Here is a 19,533-nt window from a genome sequence, read left to right as displayed (position 1 = left end):
CCGCCTTTCTTCTTTTGTCTCAAAAGTTGTCTGATAATGTCTGTCACCATGAAAAATGCGGTGAAATGGACTATTTTAGACAAAATTGGAGGCGAAATAGTGAATTTAGAACATCGCTTTTCGGGCTTGTGCCTATTTTTGTTGCCGAAAGTCCTACCTATTTAAATGAGTTGGTGAGAACTTTCGAATCTTAATTGTATTGGGATTTATTTTTGTTAGCTAATAAATTAGTATCTTTAATTATTAAATTGTAGTATTATGAAAAAAAAGAAGCTTATGAAAAAACAAAGCTACTTTGTTGTTCTTCTGATGCTCCTCCTTTTATTTCCTTCAGGAGCGTTTGCGCAGCAACAAATGATTAAAGGACAAGTGGTGGATGATAAAGGCGACACAGTTATCGGAGCCACGGTCATGTTGAAAGGAACGCAAGAAGGTGCTATAACCGACATTGACGGGAATTTCTCTATAAAAGGAAAAGTTGGAAACACATTGACTATCTCTTATGTCGGTTTTTCTCCGCTCGAAGTAAAGGTGACAAAACTGGAAGGTAATCGTTTTGTGCTGAAAGAAGATTCAAAAGTACTTGATGAAGTCGTTGTAGTAGGTATGGATAAGCAAAAACGTAATACCATTACGGCTGCTGTAGCTACTGTCAATGAGAAAGCTATTGTTAACCGTCCTGTAACCGATTTGACCAGTGCGCTACAAGGTAATGTGGCAGGTTTGAATTTCGCTTCTGATGCTACGGCGAGTGGTGTCGGTGGTGAAACGGGAGCAGAGATTAAATTTAATATTCGTGGTATCGGTTCTATTAATGGTGGTGAACCTTATGTACTGGTGGACGGTGTAGAACAGAGTATGCAGAATGTGAATCCTGCCGATATTGCCAGTATCAGTGTACTGAAGGATGCTTCTGCGTCTGCTGTTTACGGTGCTCGTGCAGCTTATGGTGTGGTATTGGTGACAACAAAAAGCGGTAAGAAGGAAAAGACACGTATTACTTACCGTGGAACAGTCGGCTTCAGTTCTCCTATTAATATGCCTGAAATGATGAACTCCCTGGAGTTTGCTCATTATGTAAATGAACGTAATGATAACATGGGTGTGAAGCGTCTTTTTTCTGATCAGCTGATCGAGAAGATGAAAGGTTTTATGGCTAATCCTTATTCAGCAGAATTTCCGGGTGTAGAACCTAATCAGCAGGGAACAGGATGGGCCGGTTCTCAGGATGCGGTATATGCCAATACTGATTGGTTTGATTATTATTTTAAGAAATCTGCTATCCGCCATTCTCATAACTTGAATATAACAGGAGGTTCTGATAAATTCAACTATTACATTGGTATGGGATATACCTATCAGGAAGGTTTGCTGGATCAGGTAGAGGATAATTTGAGTAAATATAATATAAATACTAAATTTCAGATAACGGCGAATGAATGGTTGAAATTCAATTTCAATAATAATATGACTCTGAACATAATCAAGCGTCCGTTGGCTAATCAGACTATTTTTTATGGTACAGTAGGTAATGCTTTTCCTAATCGTCCGACAGTTCTTCCTGTTGATTCGGAATATAATCTTCCGGATTGGAATGAATTCTTGCGTATGAAGCAATCCCGTTACAATCAGAATCGTATTTCGGATGCTATGTCTTTTTCTGCTGTTATTACTCCATTGGAGGGATGGGATATTGTCGGTGAAATGAAAGTCCGTCTGGATGTGGAGAAGAACAGCTTCGAACGGGGAACTCCTATTTATGAAAACCCCAATAAACAATTGTACACCGTGACTGGCAATACGCAGGGCTATCAATATCCGGGAATGCACTGGAAAAACTCTACATGGGGTTCATATACCCGCGGGGATGCCTTCAATTATTATCTTTCCCCGAACGTATCTTCTTCTTATACGCATCAATGGGGAGAACATTTTTTCAAAGCAATGGCAGGATTCCAGATGGAAGTGCAGGAAAACTCTGATGGATATACCTATAAAGATGGAATGTTAAGTGATGATATATTTTCATTTGCCAATGCCAATGGAACTCTTTATGCCGGTGATAATCGTACGCATTGGGCTACAATGGGTGCTTATGCCCGTATGAACTGGAATTATCAGAATGTGTATTTCCTTGAAGTTAGTGGGCGATATGACGGCTCTTCCCGTTTTGCTCCGGGGCATCGTTGGGGATTTTTCCCTTCTTTCTCTGCTGGGTATGATATTGCACGTACAGATTACTTCCAAAAATTGGAATTACCATTCTCTCAGTTGAAAGTACGTGTCTCTTATGGTCGTCTGGGCAATCAGAACGGAGCCGGATATTATGACTATATCGGAGTGATGCCACTTGTGGCGGCTGACCCTAATGCCTGGTTGCTTCCGGGTATCAGTTCTACACCTACTCAAGGTACGATAGCCAAAACTCCGAAAATGGTCAGTCCTTATATCACTTGGGAAAAGGTGGATAATGCCAACTTAGGTTTCGATTTGATGTTGCTGGATAATCGTCTTTCTATTACGGCAGATATCTATCAGCGTACCACACGTGATATGATCGGACCGGCAGAGGCTATTCCATCTATCGGAGGTATTGCAAATGCCGATCGTGCCAAAGTAAACAATGCAACTTTACGAAATCGTGGTTGGGAGCTTTCTGTCAATTGGCATGACCAGTTGAAGTGTGGTTTCAGCTATGGTGTAGGTTTTAATCTATTCAATTACAAAGCTGTTGTTACCAAATATAACAACCCGGAAGGACTCATCTTTAATAACCATACTGGGTTGCCATCAAACAAAGGATATTATGAAGGTATGGATATTGGTGAAATCTGGGGATATCGTGCTGATGACTTATTTATGAGCAACCGCGAAATTGATGATTATCTAAGAACAGTGGATCTTAGCTTCTTCAAACCGGATAGCCAGTGGCAACGCGGTGATTTGAAATATCTTGATGTAGATGGCGATGGTAAAGTAGATCCGGGTAAAGGAACATTAAGCGATCATGGTGACTTGCGGGTTATTGGTAATGCAACTCCTAAATATTCTTTCGGTATTAATTTGAATGTGGGTTATAAAGGATTTGAAGTGTCCACCTTGTTCCAGGGGGTTGCCAAAAGAGATTTCCCGCTGGCTGGAAGTACTTACCTTTTCGGAGGAAAGAACTTCTTTAAAGAACATCTTGATTATTTTAGTGCTGATCAACCGAATGGTTATCTGCCTAGACTTACTGAGTTCAATAAACCGGATTTTCAGGCCAACTCTGCTTATAATACTTCCCGATATTTGGTGAATGCGGCTTATATGCGTATGAAGAATCTGATGGTATCTTATACTTTTAATAAGAGAATGCTTCGTAACATAGGGCTGGAAAATCTAAAAGTATATTTCACGTGTGACAACTTATTTACGATAACAAAGTTGCCCAAGCAGTTTGATCCTGAAACCTTGAATCAGGTGAATACCTGGGCAGGCGGTAGCAATGAATCTGCACCGGGACTGACTTCTCCGGCTAAAGAAAATGGTAACGGTAAAGTGTATCCGATGAACCGGAACTTTGTATTTGGACTTGATTTTACATTTTAATTAGAGAGGAAAAGACATGAAAAAGAAATATATATTGTTAACAGCCTTCATTGGGGTAATGTTGTCTGCTTGTTCGGACTTCCTGGACAGAAAACCATTGACGGAACCTAATAATGAAGAATACTTATGTAGCCGTGCTCAGGTGGAAAATTACATTAACGGCTTGTATATGGCGCTTCCTGCTCCTTCTCAATATGGTATGGGAGTGAGAGGTGAAGAAAAGAACAGTGACAATATTCTTGCCGAAAAGTATGACCTGCGTCTGAATGGAGAATACAATGCTTTCAGTGGTTCGTCTGAATGGCAGAAGGGATATCAGAATTTGCGTAATGTAAATTACTTCTTTTATTATTATTGTGTTCCGGAGAACGAGGAAACAGAAGATGTTCTTTCTTTGAAAGGGGAAGCATATTTCCTGCGTGCGTACTGGCATTTCTACTTGTTGACTCGTTTCGGAGATATCCCTTTAATGGATCGGTTGTGGGATGAGAATGCAACAGTAGCCGGTTTGCAGATTCCTCCTGCATCACGTTCGGATGTGGCTAAATTTATATTGGAAGATTTGAAGACAGCTTCAGAAGGAATGCTTCAGTCGCGAAGTAAATACAGTGGTTTGCGTATCAGCAAAGAAGCAGCCATGATATTGGCAATGCGGGTAGCTTTGTATGAAGGGTCCTGGGAAAAGTATCATAAAGGGACGGAATTTTCTGAAACTGATAACTCAGACTACTTCTTTAGGGAAGTAATGAAATGGGGAGACGAACTTTTCAAAGCAGGGTTGAGCCTGAATACGGATGCTACGGATAATGAAGCTGTAAATCCAGGTGATGCATTTGCTCATTTGTTCAATAAGGATGATCTTTCTAAGATTACTGAAGCTGTATTCTGGAAGAAATATGCCGGCGATGGTGTGTTCCACGGTTTAGGTGGATTGCTTGGTGGTGGAGTTGTGGATAACGATGGCCCGGCAGGTGTATCAAAATCGCTGGTTGATAATTATCTGAATGCGGATGGTACGTTTATCAATCCGAATGATGAGAAATATAAGGACTTTAATGTGACTTTTGAAAAACGTGATCCTCGTTTGCTTCAGTCGGTCATGAATACAGGAGCGAAGTTCCGTTCTACAGCGAAAGGTTCTAAACCGATGAATGTGAGAGCTTATGATAATACAGGAACAGATGAGGAAATAAAAGAGAAGAATAAGGATATTTCTTCTCCTAATCTGAATGGAGACGGTAACGGTAAGAATATTACCGGATTTCATATTCGCTTGGGTATTGACACTACGTTTGTAGAAGGAGGCAGCCATATGGCAATTATATTATTTCGCTATTCGGAGGCGTTACTGGCTTATGCGGAAGCTGCGGAAGAATTGAATCTTTGTAACGATGATGTCTTGAATAAGACATTAAAACCTTTGCGTGAACGTGCGGGTGTTACTTATATACGTCCTTCTCAGATTGACCCTAACTTTACTTCCTTTGGTTACTCTCTGACTCCTGTTATGCAGGAAATCCGTCGGGAAAGACGTGCCGAACTGGCTTTCCAGGGCTTTCGTCAGGATGACCTGATGCGTTGGGCCGGTCATAAGCTGATAAAAGGGCAACGAGGCTTGGGAGCTTATCTGGGAACTGATGGAGTTCTTTATAAAAGTTTCTCACCCAAAGCACAAGAATCGTTGGGACTGGTTTCTACCAATGATAGTGGTTGGATGGATCCGTTGAAAGATTATTTGCCACAAGGATATCAATTCCAGCCGGACCGTGATTATTTATTGCCTATACCGCCGGATGAACTTGAACTGAATAAGCAGTTGAAACAAAACCCGGGATGGACAAAAACGAAGTAATAATAGTAGGACATATTAAAGTATAAAACAATGAAGATAAGAAATATACTATACGCATGTTTACCTTTGGGAATATGGGCTATAACTCTGGCTGGGTGTAAAGACGGCGATCAGGTATCTCCGCTTCCCAAACCGGTACCATTGACGCTGGCATTGGAGAGTAACACACTGGTAATGGGCGAAACACTGACTATGACTTTCAGTGTAAAAGACGAACAGGGAGCAGGGATAGCTACCAATGAAGAATTTGATATTTATCTGACAGCAACTGATGGTTCCACGGATGTATCAAAAACTTTATTCAATAACTTTCCGGAAATGGTAACTTTCCCGGAAGGAGAGAAAACATTAGAAGTTTCTGTTCCGGTAAAATCTTCAGGTATTACGGAATCTGTCTTAATGAAGCTCACTGCTTTTGCCCGTGGGTATAAGATGGATGGATCTGAACAGGCTATTAAGGTTTCTGATTATTATCGTACAGCGGTTTCTATCAAGGGCAACTCGGACTTGGTGGTGAAAGAGGGGGATACATTTATTTTACAAATGAAAGTAGATGTACCTGCTAAAGAAGATATAGTAGTTAGTATTACTCCGGGAGCAGGTGAGGCTGACCTTTATGAAAATCTTCCGTCCACTCTGACTATTCCTGCTGGGGAACTCTCTGTAGATAGTGATCCGGTAACGATGTTGACAGATGGTTATCCTTTTGGAGATACCAAACTGACTTTAACATTTACAACCGATTCCGAGCATCATCCTTTGTTGGCAGAGAAGATGGAGATTACGAAACAGGATATTGATACTCCTCTTGGCTCGGAGCTGGAAGATGAACGTTACGTGTATACATCACCTGATGAACCATTCTATTCGGAAAAGAATGCAAAAGCCTTTAAAACATGGTGGGGAGATAAAAAGGCGCTGGCTATGAAGGCAGGAACCCCTCATCCCAATGAAGCGCTGGCTGCTGAAGGGTGGAAGTTTGTGAATTCAATGGAATTCCATGCAATCAATGGTCAATGCCGTACGGCTAAAAATGCTAACGGAGTATGTCCTGTACTAGGATTTGGGGCTCAGAATACAGCGATGGTACAGAAATATATGGCCGTCAATAACGATCGGTATACAGATGTAACAGATGAAGGTTACTTGAAAATGTGGGCAGTGAAAGAGAAAATAAATGCTACAGGAGGAGGTGCCGGACAAAAAGAGTATGGATTCTCTGCTTGTTTCTCCGGTAAATTTAATATGAATCAAGGATATGCACCGCAACATACCTGGATAGGAGTGGGAACCCGAATTGAGACTCGCGCCCGTATCCGTGGTAATAAGAATGGTTTTAATGCCGCTATCTGGCTGCAAGGAAATACGCAAAGTCAGGTCTCGGATCCATATAGCGCATGGCCACGATATGGTGAAATTGATGTGATGGAAAATCCGGTGGGAAATATAACAGGACAGAATAATGCTCATCAAACAGTACATATGGGTAATCAGGCAACTGGTACTTATAAAAATCCGACGACTCAGAATGCTATCAGCAAGATGGATCAATGGAATATTTATTGGGTCGAAATTGTTGATGATCATACAATCAAAATGGGTATTAACGGTAAAACTACCAAAGTAATCACATCTGCGGATTTGGGCAGCGCTTCCGGCGAATGGCCGTTCAACCTGGAAAAGAATCCTCTGGGCTTCCATTATCTGTTGACATTAGGAGCTCCAAGTGCATGGGGATTGGGATATAAGGATCTTCCTCCGGCAGGTTGGGATTCAGGATTTGCTTCTATTAGTTATGAGGCTAGCAAAACGAGTCAGGAGTCACCTCGTATGGAAGTCGATTGGATCAGATTTTATTCAAACGATAATTATAGTAAACCTGCCGGTATTAACCTGCACAACCCTAATGCGCATACCTACTATTAAAAATATATTGAACCGTTTTCAATAGTATGATATAAGTCCAATGCCGGAAGGCCATCGTTTAACAGCGATTTACTTCCGGCATTTATTGCTAATTCGGGCGGAAATAGAGAATATTGTAAATACATTAGCTATTTGTAGACATACTTTTTACATATCTTCCCTATCTTTGCCATGTAATCTAAATAAATTAATCATTATGGAAAACCTGCAATCAAACTTGTTCTATTCTTTGGCAGGAGTAGCTGCAGTTGCCTCCCTTGCATCTTGTGCAAACAAGCAGAAAACGACAGAACAAAAGCCGCTGAACATCGTCTACATCATGACAGATGACCATACAGCCCAGATGATGAGCTGCTATGACACCCGCTACATGGAAACTCCGAATCTTGACCGCATTGCGGCGGATGGCGTACGTTTTACTCAAAGTTTTGTAGCCAATTCATTAAGCGGTCCCAGCCGTGCCTGTATGATTACGGGTAAGCATAGCTGTGCCAATAAATTCTACGACAATACCACTTGCGTATTCGACAGTTCTCAACAGACATTCCCGAAGTTACTGCAAAAGGTGGGTTATCAGACTGCACTGGTCGGCAAATGGCATCTGGAAAGTTTGCCATCCGGATTTAATTACTGGCAGATAGTACCCGGACAGGGGGATTACTATAATCCTGCCTTTATTACACAACATAATGATACCATCCAGAAGCACGGATATATCACGAATCTGATTACCGATGACGCTATTGACTGGATGGAAAACAAGCGCGATCCGGAGAAACCGTTCTGCCTGCTGATTCATCACAAGGCGATTCACCGTAACTGGATGGCGGATACCTGTAACCTTGCTCTTTACGAGGACAAGACATTCCCGTTGCCGGATAATTTCTTCGATGACTATGAAGGTCGCCCTGCTGCGGCTGCTCAGGAAATGAGCATCGTGAAGGACATGGATATGATTTACGACCTGAAGATGCTTCGTCCGAATGAGAAATCACGCCTGAGATCACTTTATGAAAGATTCCTCGGACGCATGGACGAAGGACAGCGTGCCGCATGGGATAAGTTCTATGCTCCGATTATCGATGATTTCTACAAACAGAATCTGACAGGCAAAGAATTGGCTAACTGGAAGTTCCAGCGTTATATGCGCGACTATATGAAGACCGTGAAGTCTCTTGATGATAACGTAGGGCGTGTGCTCGACTATCTGAAGGAAAAAGGCTTGCTGGACAATACACTGGTAGTTTATACTTCCGATCAGGGCTTCTACATGGGCGAACACGGCTGGTTCGACAAGCGTTTCATGTATGAAGAATCTATGCGCACACCACTTATCATGCGTCTGCCGAAAGGTTTCGACCGCAGGGGAGATATCACCGAAATGGTACAGAACATCGACTATGCACCTACCTTCCTTGAACTGGCAGGAGCGGAGATTCCCGCAGATATCCACGGAGTATCACTGCTGCCTCTGTTGAAGGGTGAACATCCGAAGGACTGGAGAAAGTCTCTGTATTACCACTTCTACGAATATCCTGCCGAACACATGGTGAAACGTCACTATGGCGTACGTACGGAACGCTATAAACTGATTCATTTTTATAATGATATCAACTGGTGGGAACTGTATGATATGCAGGCAGACCCGTCGGAAATGCACAACCTCTACGGTGAGGCTGAGTATGAACCGGTAGTAAAGGAACTGAAAGACGAATTGCTGAAACTACAGGAACAATATAATGACCCCGTCCGCTTTTCTCCGGAAAGGGACAAGGAATAACCCCCGAATAATACAATGACAAGAACGATTTTAATATTACTGATAGGCTTTCTGTCTTCGATAGTAGCCGGATGTAGCGATACTAACTTGACACATGACATACCCTTGGTTCCACGCCCGGCGCAAATAGTGCCGGGCAGCGGGAACTACCTTTTCTCCGGTAAAACGGTATTTGCCGTAGAGAACGAGGAGCAGGCGGAAGTGGCACGCAGCTTTATAGCTTTGTTTACCCGTACGGCAGGCTTTACTCCGCAGCTGACGGTAGGCGATGCGGAAAAGGGAAATGTTCGTTTCCAGACGGATGCAACCTTGAAAAGTGAGGCATATACGCTGCAAGTGTCTCCGAAAGAAATTATTATCGAAGCATCGGATGCAAAAGGATTCTTTTATGCTTTGCAGACCATTCGCCAGTTGCTTCCGGCATCCATCGAAAAGGAGGAAGTGTCGGATAAAAAAGTAAAATGGAGTATTCCGGCAGTGAGTATTCAGGACGAACCGCGTTTTGGTTACCGTGCGTTATTGCTGGATGCGTCACGCTTCTTTATTCCCAAGGAGAATGTATTGCGCATTATCGATTGTATGGCAATGCTCAAAATAAACACGCTTCACTTTCATCTGACAGATGATAACGGCTGGCGTGTGGAAATCAAGAAATATCCCCGTTTAACGGAAGTAGGTGCATGGAGAGTGGATCGTACGGACCTGCCTTTTCCTGCCCGGCGGAATCCGGAACCCGGAGAACCCACTCCGGTAGGAGGCTTCTACACACAGGAAGAAATAAGGGAAATGGTGGCTTATGCCGCTGAACGTCAGATTGAAGTGGTACCGGAAATCGATATGCCGGCACACAGCAATTCGGCATTGGCAGCTTATCCTCATTTAGCTTGTCCGGTGGTGAAGGAATATATCGGAGTGCTCCCCGGTTTGGGAGGACGAAATTCCGAGATCATCTATTGTGCCGGAAACGACAGCGTTTACACTTTCCTTCAGGATGTGATGGATGAGATTCTGGATTTGTTCCCTTCCCGATATATCCATATCGGCGGTGATGAAGCCCGTAAGACTTATTGGGAGAAATGCCCGCTGTGTCAGGCACGGATGAAAAAGGAGAAGCTTGCCAATGAAGAAGATTTGCAAGGTTATTTTATGAACCGGATGAGCGAATATGTACGTAGCAAAGGGCGCGAGGTGATAGGCTGGGATGAGCTGACGAATAGTAGCTTTTTGCCGGACGATGCCATTATTCTGGGGTGGCAGGGATACGGACAGGCTGCACTGAAGGCTGCCGAGAAGGGACATCGCTTCATTATGACTCCCGCACGTATCATGTACCTGATTCGTTATCAAGGGCCGCAGTGGTTTGAGCCGCTGACGTATTTCGGCAATAATACGCTGAAAGATGTGTATGACTATGAGCCGGTTCAGAAAGACTGGAAACCGGAATATGCGGATTTGCTGATGGGCGTACAGGCTTGTATGTGGACAGAGTTCTGTAATAAGCCGGAGGATGTGGATTACCTCGTATTCCCACGTCTGGCAGCATTGGCGGAAGTGGCATGGACACAACCGGAAAAGAAAGACTGGACTTCGTTCCTGAAAGGAATGGATTCGTTTAATGAACATCTCGCAGCCAAAGGGATAGTGTATGCCCGTTCGATGTACAATATACAGCATACCGTAAGACCGGAAGACGGAGCACTGAAAGTAAAACTGGAATGTGTCCGTCCGGATGTGGAAATCCGTTATACAATGGATGGAAGCGAGCCGACCGCCGCTTCACCGCTCTATGAACAACCATTGTTGGTAAAAGAAGCTCAAACAGTCAATGCAGCCACATTTTCCGATGGACAGCAGATGGGGAAAACACTGACGCTTCCGGTACACTGGAACAAGGCTACGGCAAAACCGTTGCTGGGTAATAAAGTGAATGAAGCCGTTCTGAACAACGGAGTCAGGGGAAGTCTGAAGCAAACGGACTTTGAATGGTGCAGTTGGGGAAGTAGCGACCGTATTTCCTTCACCGTCGATCTGCTGCAAAAAGAGAAGATGAATACGCTGACAATCGGTTGTATCACTAACTATGGAATGGGAGTGCATAAACCGAAATCAATCCGGGTAGCCGTGTCGGACGATAATGCGACTTATCGGGATATCAATGAACTGGAATATACTTCCGCAGAGATATTCCGTGAAGGAACTTTCATCGAAGACCTATCGATAGATATGAGAGGAACCGTTGCCCGTTATGTGCGGGTGACAATGGAAGGAGCGGGAGAATGCCCGGCAGACCATGTCCGTCCCGGACAAGAATCAAGAGTCTGTTTCGATGAACTGATCATTGAATAACCAGTCACTAAATAACCAATATAATAATGATGAAATTAAAGAAACGAACGTTTTTAATCTTGATGGCAGCACTGACTGCTACCTTCGCTTCGGCTCAGAAACAGCCTTTGCCGGAGTGGCAGAGCCAGTATGCGGTAGGACTGAATAAACTCGCTCCTCATACCTATGTATGGCCTTACGCCGACGCTTCCGATATAGAAAAGCCGGGAGGATATGAACAGTCTCCTTATTATATGAGTCTGAACGGGAAGTGGAAATTTAACTGGGTGAAGAACCCGGATAACCGTCCGAAAGACTTCTACCAGCCCTCTTATTATACTGGAGGATGGGCGGATATTAATGTTCCCGGCAACTGGGAACGGCAGGGATACGGAACAGCTATCTATGTCAACGAAACTTATGAATTTGACGACAAGATGTTCAACTTCAAGAAGAATCCGCCGTTGGTTCCATCTGCCGAGAACGAAGTCGGTTCCTATCGCCGCACGTTTAAAGTGCCTGCCGCCTGGAAAGGACGTCGGGTAGTGCTTTGCTGCGAAGGAGTGATCTCTTTCTATTATGTATGGGTGAACGGAAAGTTGCTTGGCTATAATCAGGGATCGAAGACAGCTGCCGAATGGGACATTACCGATGTGCTGAGTGAAGGAGAGAATGTGGTGGCTCTGGAAGTATATCGCTGGAGTTCGGGTGCTTATCTGGAATGTCAGGATATGTGGCGTCTGAGTGGCATCGAACGGGATGTTTATCTGTATAGCACTCCCAAACAGTATATTGCTGACTATAAAGTAAGTGCTTCCCTTGATAAAGAGCAATACAAAGAAGGTATCTTTAATCTGGAAGTGACGGTGGAAGGCCCTTCTGCTACTGCCAGCTCCATCGCTTATACACTGAAGGATGCTTCCGGAAAGGCAGTATTACAGGATGCCATTCACATCAAGTCCCGTGGACTGAGTAACTTTATCGCTTTCGATGAGAAGAAGATTGCAGAAGTAAAAGCATGGAATGCAGAGCATCCTAACCTTTATACCTTGGTGCTCGAACTAAAAGACGCGCAAGGAAAAGTAACCGAACTGACCGGTTGTGAAGTCGGTTTCCGTACTTCGGAAATCAAGGACGGACGTTTCTGTATCAACGGTGTTCCGGTGCTGGTGAAAGGAACGAACCGTCACGAACATTCGCAACTGGGACGTACCGTAAGCAAAGAACTGATGGAACAGGATATCCGCCTGATGAAACAGCATAATATCAACATGGTGCGTAACTCACATTATCCGACTCATCCGTACTGGTATCAGCTTTGCGACCGCTACGGGCTGTATATGATTGATGAGGCGAATATCGAATCGCATGGTATGGGATACGGGCCTGCCTCTCTTGCCAAAGACAGCACTTGGCTGACCGCTCACATGGACCGTACACAACGTATGTACGAACGTTCCAAGAATCATCCGGCTATCGTGATCTGGTCGCTGGGCAATGAAGCCGGCAACGGTATCAACTTCGAACGTACTTACGACTGGCTGAAATCGGTAGAGAAAGGCCGTCCCGTGCAATATGAACGTGCCGAACTGAATTACAATACGGACATCTACTGCCGTATGTACCGCAGTGTGGACGAAATTAAGGCATACGTGGGTAAGAAGGATATTTACCGTCCTTTCATCCTTTGCGAATATCTGCACGCAATGGGCAATAGTTGCGGTGGAATGAAAGAATACTGGGACGTCTTTGAAAATGAGCCGATGGCACAAGGTGGCTGCATTTGGGACTGGGTGGATCAGAACTTCCGTGAAATAGACAAAGACGGAAAATGGTACTGGACTTACGGGGGCGATTACGGACCGGAAGGAATCCCCAGCTTCGGTAATTTCTGTGGCAACGGTCTGGTGAACGCTGTTCGTGAACCGCATCCGCATCTGCTCGAAGTGAAGAAAATATATCAGAACATCAAAGCGACTTTGGCAGACCGGAAGAATCTGAAAGTCAGCATAAAGAACTGGTATGACTTTTCTAATCTGAATGAATATATCCTGCATTGGAATGTGAAAGGGGAGGATGGAACCGTACTTGCTGAAGGCACGAAGGAAGTAGACTGTGAACCGCACGCTACGGTAGATATTACTTTGGGTGCCGTCAAATTCCCGAATACCGTTCGGGAAGCCTATCTGAACCTAAGCTGGAGCCGTAAAGAGGCCGCTCCGCTAGTGGATACCGACTGGGAAGTAGCATACGACCAGTTTGTACTTGCCGCTAATAAGAATACGACGGCTTACCGTCCGCAGAAGGCGGGAGAAACAGCTTTCGTTGTGGACAAAAACATCGGAGCACTCTCTTCCCTGACTTTGAATGGAAAGGAATTGCTGGCTGCACCAATCACTTTGAGCCTGTTCCGTCCGGCTACGGATAATGACAACCGGGATAGGAACGGAGCCCGTCTGTGGCGCAAGGCAGGTTTGAACAACCTGACACAGAAAGTGGTATCACTGAAAGAGGAAAAGACATCGGCAACGGTTCGTGCTGAGATACTCAATGGAAAAGGACAGATAGTAGGAATAGCGGATTTTGTTTATGCACTCGACAAGAACGGGGCATTGAAGGTTCGCACCACCTTCCAGCCGGATACGGCGATTGTGAAGTCGATGGCTCGTCTGGGGCTGACCTTCCGCATGGCAGATGCTTATGATCAGGTATCTTATCTGGGACGTGGCGATCATGAAACGTATATCGACCGCAACCAGTCCGGTAGGATAGGACTGTATGATACGACGGTAGAACGGATGTTCCACTATTACGCTACCCCGCAATCTACAGCTAACCGGACAGATGTACGCTGGGCGAAACTGACGGATCAGGCAGGCGAAGGTGTCTTTATGGAATCGAATCGTCCTTTCCAGTTTAGTATCATTCCTTTCTCGGATGTATTATTAGAGAAGGCGCACCACATTAATGAACTGGAGCGTGACGGAATGATGACCATACATCTGGATGCCGAACAGGCAGGAGTAGGTACGGCTACCTGCGGACCGGGTGTATTGCCGCAATATCTGGTACCGGTGAAAAAGCAGAGTTTTGAATTTACGCTTTATCCGGTAAAATAGCCTGAAACTGATTGCATTTGGATAGAAATATTGCATTGAGATAGAATATAGGGGAGCGAATGGCATGGATTTAGCGAAGTTTAATGAAAAGCGCTTCGGGAAAGCCATGAAATTTGCTCCTTTATATTTATCTTTGTCTCATTAGCATTAAATCAATATTTATTATGATGAACAAACTACTAACTTCTCTCTTTTTATCATCTTTGATAACGTTGGGCGGATGTGGACTGACGAAAGAAAACTACTATGTGAAGCATGTTGAATTTCCGCAGGATGCAACCCTCGAACAAAAAATCGATATGGCAGCAAGGCTGGTTCCTACTCCCCAGCAGGCTGCATGGCAACAAATGGAGCTGACTGCTTTCCTGCATTTCGGTATCAATACATTCACCGGACGAGAATGGGGCAACGGTCAGGAAGACCCTGCCATCTTTAACCCTACGGAGTTGGATGCGGAACAATGGGTGCGCAGCCTGAAAGACGCCGGATTCAAGATGGTACTTCTCACGGCAAAGCATCATGACGGCTTTTGTCTGTGGCCTACGGCTACCACGAAACATTCGGTAGCTTCTTCCCCTTGGAAAAACGGTCAGGGTGATGTAGTGAAAGAACTGCGTAACGCCTGCGACAAATATGATATGAAATTCGGAGTATACCTTTCTCCGTGGGACCGGAATGCGGAATGCTACGGAGATTCTCCTAAATACAACGAATTCTTTATTCGGCAATTAACGGAATTACTAACTAATTACGGCGAAGTGCACGAAGTGTGGTTCGACGGCGCAAACGGAGAAGGACCGAACGGGAAGAAACAAATCTATGACTGGGATGCGTTCTACAAGACTATCCAACAGTTGCAGCCGAAAGCGGTGATGGCAATTATGGGCGATGATGTCCGTTGGGTAGGTAATGAAAAAGGATTGGGACGCGAAACGGAGTGGAGCGCAACGGTGCTGACTCCGGCTATTTATGCCCGTTCCGGAGAAAATAACAAACGGCTGGGCGTTTTTAGCAAAGCGGAAGACTTGGGAAGCCGTGCGATGCTGGAAAAGGCAACGGAGCTATTTTGGTATCCTTCCGAAGTAGACGTGTCTATCCGTCCGGGATGGTTCTATCATGCGGAAGAAGACAGCAAAGTGAAATCCTTGAAGCATCTGGCTGATATCTATTTCCAGTCGGTAGGCTATAACTCGGTGCTCTTGCTGAATATTCCTCCCGACCGCAGAGGATTGATTCATGAAGCGGATGTGCAGCGGTTGAACGAATTTGCTGCTTATCGGGAGAAGATATTTACGGACAACCGGGTAGAGAAAGGAAGAAAAGACTGGGAGGCCGTGTCCGGCAGTGCAACCGTTTATTCCTTGAAACCGGAGTCAGAAATCAACGTTGTGATGTTGCAGGAAGATATCACGAAGGGGCAACGGGTAGAGTCTTTTACCGTAGAGGCATTGACGGAACAAGGCTGGCAGGAAGTGGCGAAAGGAACGACTGTGGGCTATAAGCGTATGGTACGTTTTCCGGCAGTAAAGGCTACTCAGCTTCGGGTGAAGATCAACGAATGTCGTCTGACGGCTCACATCAGTCAGGTGGCAGCCTACTATGCAGACCCTCTGGAAGAAGAGAACCGGACGGAAAACTGGAACAATCTGCCTCGTGCTTCATGGAAACAGGTGGCTGCTTCTCCGTTGACCATTGATTTGGGCAAAGAAGTCGAACTCTCCGCATTTACTTATGCGCCTCTGAAAGCGGAAGCGAAACCGACGATGGCTTTCCGTTACAAATTCTACGTGAGCGCAGATGGCAAGAACTGGAAGGAAGTGCCTGCCAACGGCGAGTTCAGCAATATCATGCATAATCCGTTGCCGCAGACTGTCTCTTTCGGTCAGAAGGAAAAGGCACGCTTTATCAAGCTGGAAGCTACCACCCCTACAGCCACAACGGCGCAAGTAGAAATGAATGAAATCGGAGTGACCGTAGCTCCTTGACGAAACATTGAATTTTAACTTAATAAGTACATCACTTTGAGAAAAGATACTTATTCATTCTAACCTAATAATTATCAAAAGATAAAATGAGAAAAGAATTTTATGGTATATTACCTTTAGCTTTAACTTCCTGTCTGGCTTCTCAGGCCACTGCTCAGGAGAAACAGACCCAGCGTCCGAATGTTGTCTTTATCTATGCAGACGATATCGGTTACGGTGATTTGAGTTGTAACGGAGCCAAGACTATCCATACTCCCAATGTGGAACGTCTTGCCAAAATGGGAGTACGTTTTACCAATGCGCACAGTGCGGCTGCTACCAGTACGCCTTCCCGCTATGCGATGCTGACCGGCGAATATGCATGGCGCAAAGCCGGAACAGGTATTGCTGCCGGAGACGCTGCGGCTATCATCCGTCCGGAACGCTATACAATGGCGAATCTGTTCAAGGATGCCGGATACAACACCGGAGTCGTAGGCAAATGGCATCTGGGACTGGGCGACAAGGGCGGAGAACAAGACTGGAACAAGCCTTTGCAGCCGGGAACGAATGATATCGGCTTCGAATATTCCTTTATCATGGCAGCTACGGGCGACCGCGTGCCTTGTGTATTTGTAGAGAATGATCAGGTGATCAACCTTGATCCGAATGACCCGATTCAGGTGAGTTACAAAGCGAACTTTCCGGGAGAACCTACCGGGAAGGACAATCCGGAGTTGCTGAAGATGCATCCTTCTCACGGACACGACCAGAGTATTGTGAACGGTATTTCCCGTATCGGATATATGAAGGGCGGAAAGTCGGCTCTCTGGCAGGATGAGAAAATCGCAGAGACGCTGACAGGAAAAGCTGTTTCCTTTATTGAAGGACACAAGTCTGCTCCTTTCTTCCTGTATTTTGCCACGCAGGATGCGCATGTTCCCCGTGTTCCGTCTCCACAGTTCGCAGGAAAGAGCGGTATGGGACCTCGTGGCGATTGTCTGCTCGAATTTGACTGGTCGGTAGGCGAGATTCTGAATGCGCTCGAACGACTGGGATTGGATAAGAATACACTGGTGATTCTTTCCAGTGATAACGGTCCGGTAGTGGACGACGGATATAAGGATCAGGCAGTGGAATTGCTGGGCGATCATACTCCGGGTGGCATTTATCGCGGAGGAAAGTACAGTTCGTTCGAAGCGGGCACACGTATTCCTTGTATCTGGAGTTGGCAGGGCGTGATTCGTCCGGGAACTGTTTCGGATGCGTTGCTTTGTCAGATAGACTGGTTTGCAACCTTTGCCGAAATGCTGAATGTCCGCTTGCCGGAAGGTGCGGCACCGGATAGTGAACCGATGCTGAAAGCGTGGACAGGCAAGCAAAAGAAGGGACGCGAATGGCTGGTACTTCAGAATGCGCAGAATAACCTGTCGGTGACAGACGGAAGATGGAAATATCTCCGTCCGGGAAATGGACCGGCGTATCTGAAAGCTGTGAATATCGAATTGGGAAACAGTAAGGAACCGCAGCTCTACGATCTGAAGAAAGATCCGAAAGAAAAGATTAATGTGGCGGGTCAGAATCCGGAACTGGTAAAGAAGATGGCAGCACAGTTGGAGAAAATTGTAGATGGACGCTACGGTCTGCCACTATAAAAGAAATGCTTAGAGAGTAGCAGTGGGACTGGCGGTCTTGATTTCTAGTAAATCGGACGCCAGTCTTTTTTTTAAACCAAACGAGGGCTTTCACTGTTATCTTTCTATATAAATGATATATAAAGAAATAGCTTATGTTAGTAGTCGATTTAGGAAAATGGATGAACAAAATCCTGATAGATTGGGGGATAGATGCGAAGGTTGCCGATCGTTTTGATGAAACAATTATTGCTATACTGATGATAGCGATTGCTGTCGGGCTGGATTATCTCTGCCAGGCAATTCTGGTGGGAGGGATGAGGCAGTACACCCGCAGGAAACCGCATCTTTGGAATACATTGCTAATGAAACGCAAAGTGTTTCATAATCTGATTCATACGATTCCCGCCATCCTTGTCTATGCCCTGTTGCCGATGGCTTTCATGCGTGGCAAGGAACTGCTGGTTATTTCGCAGAAGGCTTGTGCCATTTATATCACCTTTTCTTTGTTGCTGGCTATCAATGGGATTCTGTTGATGATTATGGATATTTACGATGGAAAGGAGACAATGAAGAATCGGCCGATGAAAGGATTCATTCAAGTACTTCAGGTACTTTTGTTTTTTATCGGGGGAATTGTGATTATCGCCATTCTTGTAAATAAATCGCCTGCCAGTCTGTTTGCGGGACTGGGTGCTTCGGCAGCCATCCTGATGCTGGTATTCAAGGATTCCATCTTGGGGTTTGTGGCAGGTATTCAGCTTTCTGCCAATGATATGGTGCGTCCGGGAGACTGGATTACGCTTCCTTCTGGCGATGCGAATGGTACGGTGCAGGAGATCACGCTCAACACGGTCAAGATTCAGAACTTTGATAATACGATTTCTACGGTTCCGCCTTATACGCTGGTCAGCAGTCCTTTTCAGAACTGGCGCGGTATGAAGGATTCCGGTGGGCGGCGGGTAATGAAGAATATTACGCTGGACCTGACGACACTCCAGTTCTGTACGCCGGAGATGCTTGACCGTTATCGGAAAGAGATTCCACTCATGGCGGATTATCAGCCGGAGGAAGGAGTAGTGCCCACCAATTCACAGGTTTATCGGGTGTATATCGAGCGGTATCTTTGCAGTCTGCCGGTGGTGAATCAGGATTTGGATTTGATTATCAGTCAGAAAGAGGCTACCATGTACGGAGTTCCTATTCAGGTTTATTTCTTTTCCCGCAATAAGGTGTGGAAAGAGTACGAGCGGATTCAGTCGGATATCTTCGACCATTTGCTGGCGATGGTGCCGAAGTTCGACTTGAAGGTATACCAGTATTCTGACTAACTCTATAGGGGACA

General features: G+C 45.2%; 9 protein-coding genes. All 9 read left to right on the top strand.

The genetic code is table 11. From position 1 onward, the window contains the following. Positions 1 to 258: 258 nt before the first annotated feature. The 9 genes from ACHLI0_RS06330 to ACHLI0_RS06290 all read left to right on the top strand — a co-directional run bounded on the left by ACHLI0_RS06330 (position 259) and on the right by ACHLI0_RS06290 (position 19,519). Positions 259 to 3,588, top strand: coding sequence for a SusC/RagA family TonB-linked outer membrane protein (locus ACHLI0_RS06330; RefSeq protein WP_181981961.1), 3,330 nt, complete (start codon positions 259 to 261; stop codon positions 3,586 to 3,588). Positions 3,589 to 3,604: 16 nt separating this feature from the next. Further along, the gene (locus ACHLI0_RS06325; protein WP_490748687.1) at positions 3,605 to 5,440 is read left to right on the top strand and encodes a RagB/SusD family nutrient uptake outer membrane protein; all 1,836 of its coding nucleotides are present in this window, start codon (positions 3,605 to 3,607) and stop codon (positions 5,438 to 5,440) included. A gap of 30 nt (positions 5,441 to 5,470) precedes the next feature. Next, positions 5,471 to 7,366, top strand: coding sequence for a DUF5006 domain-containing protein (locus ACHLI0_RS06320; RefSeq protein ID WP_490748686.1), 1,896 nt, complete (start codon positions 5,471 to 5,473; stop codon positions 7,364 to 7,366). Between the two features lie 196 nt (positions 7,367 to 7,562). Continuing rightward, positions 7,563 to 9,146, top strand: a complete 1,584-nt coding sequence (locus ACHLI0_RS06315; RefSeq protein WP_490748685.1) for a sulfatase family protein — start codon at positions 7,563 to 7,565, stop codon at positions 9,144 to 9,146. A 15-nt stretch (positions 9,147 to 9,161) separates the two neighbouring features. Further along, complete coding sequence (locus ACHLI0_RS06310; RefSeq protein ID WP_490748683.1) at positions 9,162 to 11,492, top strand: glycoside hydrolase family 20 protein; 2,331 nt, start codon at positions 9,162 to 9,164, stop codon at positions 11,490 to 11,492. 26 nt (positions 11,493 to 11,518) lie between these two features. Continuing rightward, complete coding sequence (locus tag ACHLI0_RS06305) at positions 11,519 to 14,590, top strand: glycoside hydrolase family 2 TIM barrel-domain containing protein (RefSeq protein ID WP_490748682.1); 3,072 nt, start codon at positions 11,519 to 11,521, stop codon at positions 14,588 to 14,590. 167 nt (positions 14,591 to 14,757) lie between these two features. Then, entirely contained in the window at positions 14,758 to 16,575 is a 1,818-nt protein-coding gene (locus ACHLI0_RS06300) for an alpha-L-fucosidase (RefSeq protein WP_225695782.1), read from the top strand. Between the two features lie 86 nt (positions 16,576 to 16,661). After that, a complete protein-coding gene (locus ACHLI0_RS06295) occupies positions 16,662 to 18,209 on the top strand; it encodes a sulfatase family protein (RefSeq protein ID WP_008767901.1) in 1,548 nt (515 codons plus the stop codon). A gap of 134 nt (positions 18,210 to 18,343) precedes the next feature. Further along, positions 18,344 to 19,519, top strand: a complete 1,176-nt coding sequence (locus ACHLI0_RS06290; protein ID WP_490748681.1) for a mechanosensitive ion channel family protein — start codon at positions 18,344 to 18,346, stop codon at positions 19,517 to 19,519. Positions 19,520 to 19,533 lie beyond the last annotated feature (14 nt).

The organism is Bacteroides sp. RCH18, assembly GCF_058231005.1.
Note: the sequence above shows the minus strand (reverse complement) of the source record. Positions and strands in the feature narration are given on the sequence as shown.